Origin of the sequence: Microcystis sp. M49636_WE2 (assembly GCF_030065375.1) — a bacterium.
Lineage (GTDB): Bacteria > Cyanobacteriota > Cyanobacteriia > Cyanobacteriales > Microcystaceae > Microcystis > Microcystis aeruginosa_C.
Window position 1 is genome coordinate 1 of record NZ_JASJFG010000924.1, and the last position, 3,378, is coordinate 3,378.

The 3,378-nt window shown below is 42.0% G+C and carries 5 protein-coding genes; 1 reads left to right on the forward strand and 4 read right to left on the reverse strand.

The annotated features are described in order from the left end of the window. The first annotated feature begins 261 nt into the window (after positions 1-261). Positions 262-552, forward strand: a complete 291-nt coding sequence (locus PX484_RS21165; protein ID WP_288105393.1) for a hypothetical protein — start codon at positions 262-264, stop codon at positions 550-552. On the opposite strand, the gene PX484_RS21170 is transcribed toward PX484_RS21165, so the two are convergent. The 4 genes from PX484_RS21170 to PX484_RS21185 form a co-directional block, all read right to left on the reverse strand. Next, positions 531-950: a PIN domain-containing protein gene (locus tag PX484_RS21170; RefSeq protein WP_004269015.1), complete on the reverse strand. Its 420-nt coding sequence runs from the start codon at positions 948-950 to the stop codon at positions 531-533. The two genes, PX484_RS21165 and PX484_RS21170, sit on opposite strands and share 22 nt — an antisense overlap. Positions 951-960: 10 nt before the next feature. After that, complete coding sequence (locus PX484_RS21175; protein WP_002782656.1) at positions 961-1,215, reverse strand: hypothetical protein; 255 nt, start codon at positions 1,213-1,215, stop codon at positions 961-963. A gap of 96 nt (positions 1,216-1,311) precedes the next feature. Beyond that, positions 1,312-1,551, reverse strand: a complete 240-nt coding sequence (locus PX484_RS21180; protein WP_004163133.1) for a hypothetical protein — start codon at positions 1,549-1,551, stop codon at positions 1,312-1,314. A 75-nt stretch (positions 1,552-1,626) separates the two neighbouring features. Continuing rightward, positions 1,627-3,378 (reverse strand): pentapeptide repeat-containing protein (locus PX484_RS21185; protein WP_288105395.1); only part of this gene is annotated, 1,752 nt, incomplete at its 5' end.

The following is a 3,378-nucleotide window of genomic DNA, read 5'->3' on the forward strand; positions in this document are numbered from 1 at the left end:
GATCCCCCCTGCCCCCCTTGATAAGGGGGGTGCCGATAGGCGGGGGGATCTCCCTTGATAAGGGGGGTGCCGATAGGCGGGGTGGGGTCGTTTCATTCCCTCAAATGTCATTCTCTGCAATCCAACAGAGTTTTTAGATTTATTCAGCAAGCTCTATCTAGGGTTTGCTGAATAAGTACGGGCGAAGCATTCGGATAGAAAATCTACCTTTTCACCGATAGGTTATTGTCCGAATGCTTCGCCCCTACAGGACGCGGGCCGATGAAGACGCAAGGTTTTGAACGACGATTCTCTCAAAATCTTGCACCTGTTTCGCAAGAAAAGCCCCAAAACCTTTACTTTGCCTACATTTCAAATTTATTCAGCAAACCCTATCTAGCCGGTCTGAGATTAACCCTAGCCAAACTCATCCAACGCTCGCAAAGTTGGGAAGCGCACCTAGCCCAGGGAGATACCCACCGACTACGGCGGGATATCTTCGATTCTTACGAATTCACCAGAATATCGGATATTGTTGTGATCGCCGTCGTTCACTCACCGAAATACAGGTGAACCCGATTGCTCGTCCAGGTTGCCACCCCCGTGCCGAAAAAATCCGCGTCTTCCGTCCAGATCGGGCATTCCAGCAATAAAGCCAGCGCCACGACTGGCCAATCGTCCACATCCCGCGCGGCGATGCGTTTTCTAGCCTCCCCCTCGTAAGAAGCGTACAGGCTGTTATCCACGATCCGCACCCAACCGGTCAAACCTTCCAAGACTGCCATCGCGTCCTCGCTCCCTAGGTCGCGTTTCTCGAAAAGAATCGGTAAATATCGCCTTGCGTCGGCGTAACAGCGATCGGTCGTAAAAAAATCTACCGTGGGAGCGAACCGAGCGATCATCTCCCGTACCTTTTTCCCCAACACGGCACGGATGAGAATATTGGCATCCAGAACGATTCTTTTCGTCATAGCAGAAAGCCTAACGCTCGCCTTCCCGGAGTTGACGGAATTCGCGAACGAGCGCATCTTCAGAAAGTCCCTGTTCGCGTAAAAGCGCATCCAACCTCTCGGCGGCGCGTTTTAACCCGTCGATCTCCGCTTCCGATGGCTCCGGTCGTGCCGGTAAGAAATAACCCACCGTCTGACCCTGGCAAGTGACGGCGATGGGAGTAGTAGAACTCAAATATTTGGCGAGATGATCCCGGAATTCTCCCATTCCGATTTTTTCTAGCATAGACTATTGCTTTTCGCGCTTGTGTACTGTTGTGTAGATAATTTTAGCAGAAAAATCTTAGGTTGGGGACGTGCTAACTCGCTGATAATGTTAGTATCACACAGGAATGTCATTTAAGCTTTCTGCAAATGGATTAGAACGATCTTGGCGAGGAGGAACTTCTATAGTATAGTTTTCTTCAGCACAAATTTGTCGCAATTCTGCTAAAGCTTGGGCTAGGTTATCAAAATCTGTTTGAGTTTCATGGGCAGCTAATTTCTTTTCTAAGAGCAATCTTTCTTCTTCAGAAAGGGATTGTATAATTTGGACGAGAGATTCAATCAATTTGGCATTCATGGTTTTTTCCTCTTTCCACTCATATTTCTGTTACCCAAAACGAAAAGATAACTGCTGTATTCAAATTTTTACAGTTTATTTTAAATAAATCAAGAGATTTAACCCCGGAATCGTGCGCGAGAGAGTCCAGATAAGGAGAGTGATATAAAAGATGCCGATACCCCATTGATACCAAACTAAAAAGGAAATGATAGCGGGTAATTCTCGATCGCGAACTCGCCAATCGTTAAAGCCTAATTTTAGCAAATTATTGAGACTTAAATCGTAATAATTTAACCAATTCCAACGCTTTTGCCAAGGAATAGGAGTATAACGATCGCGAAAGAGGGGGAATTCGGGAACCACGGGTAAACGGGTGATTAATAAGCGTAATTGTCGCATACTACCATCTTGCAGAAAATAGGAACTATCCATTAAATCGTGATAGCGTCCCCGACGATAAAGTTCGATAATTAAAATTAGGGGTAAGGGGACAAGAATTAGGGCAATAGCTGTTAAAGTTAGTAGGGGACGACTGGCAGATTGCAGGATATTAAACACACCAGAAAGGGTGAGAATAATATAGCTAGTTACCATACAAAAGATTTCATAACCATTAGGAATTACTGGTTTAGGAGTGAGACGACGCACGCGATCGATTAACCAAAATAAACAGCCAAAATAGGCAAAAATTATGATTCCTGTCCCAAAAACTAAACTAAAATTCGTACCATCTTGACTTAAAAGTAATAGTAAAGTAAGGAAAGAAGTATGCAGAAAATCAGCTACCCAAGTGAGGTTAATTAGGCGAATAACTGAGATATTATTTAGTTTTTGTTTTAACTGTTGTAATCGCAATTTTTCGGTTTTGTATTCAATTTGATTGGCATCGGCAATTTGTTCTAGGGAGCGAAAATTACGAACTAAATTTCTTAAAACTGTCTCATTTCCTGCTAGGTTTGGTAAATAAATTGCTTGACCAATTACTCCTCTATCTCCCAGTATTTTCGCTTTATCGGAATCAAAAGCTAATCCTGATACACTTAAATAACTATTTTTAGTAAAAGTGGAATTACTAAAATCTACCTGATCTAAAAGTTTCACATCTTGAAAACTAACCACACCATTAAAATAACTAGACCGGAAAGCGCCTGATTTTTCAAAAGTGGCATTTCTAAAGGTTAATAAACTTAAAAATCTACTCTTAGAAAATAGCGGACGATCTCGCCATTGACTTTGGGAAAAATTAGCTTCTTTTTCCCAGAAAGTACGGGTAAAATCTGCGAGTTTATCGTATTTAGTTTGATCAAAATAAGCTTCGGCAGTAAAATGACTGCGATGGAAGTTAGTAATACTTTTAAAATGTGCGCTGCGAAAGATGGCTTTATTTAAAAATTGACTTTGACTAAAATTTACATCTCCCATAAAATTGGCTTTGGTAAATTTTGCCACCCTAGCAAAACGCGATTCTACCCAATTACTTTCACGACTAAATTTTGCTGCCATTGCTTCGACAATTTGCAGAAAAAAAGTCTTAGAAAAGTCCACTTCTCCCATAAATACGGTTCCCTGCAACTTCACCGGTCCGCGAAATACTGTGACATTAAAAACTGGTTCATCACTATCGAATAAGAAATTTTCGTCCTGTTGTAATAACTGTTCTTCCGTGGGGGATAATAGAGTAGCGAGAGCCACTTTTGTTAAAGGAGTCGGTAAACCCAGACGGGAAGCGATAAAATTGCCTTGAATTAAGGAATTACTAAAATCTAAACCTAGGGGTTGTTTAGCGCGATTAATTTGACCTTGAATCTGTTGATAAAATTGTTCTTGCAGTTCCTTATTTTCATC

What these genes read in the sequence shown, in the direction of transcription:
- PX484_RS21165 (WP_288105393.1), top strand. Translation starts at nt 262, where the DNA reads ATGAAGACGCAAGGTTTTGAACGACGATTCTCTCAAAATCTTGCACCT.
- PX484_RS21170 (WP_004269015.1), bottom strand. Translation starts at nt 950, where the DNA reads ATGACGAAAAGAATCGTTCTGGATGCCAATATTCTCATCCGTGCCGTG.
- PX484_RS21175 (WP_002782656.1), bottom strand. Translation starts at nt 1,215, where the DNA reads ATGCTAGAAAAAATCGGAATGGGAGAATTCCGGGATCATCTCGCCAAA.
- PX484_RS21180 (WP_004163133.1), bottom strand. Translation starts at nt 1,551, where the DNA reads ATGAATGCCAAATTGATTGAATCTCTCGTCCAAATTATACAATCCCTT.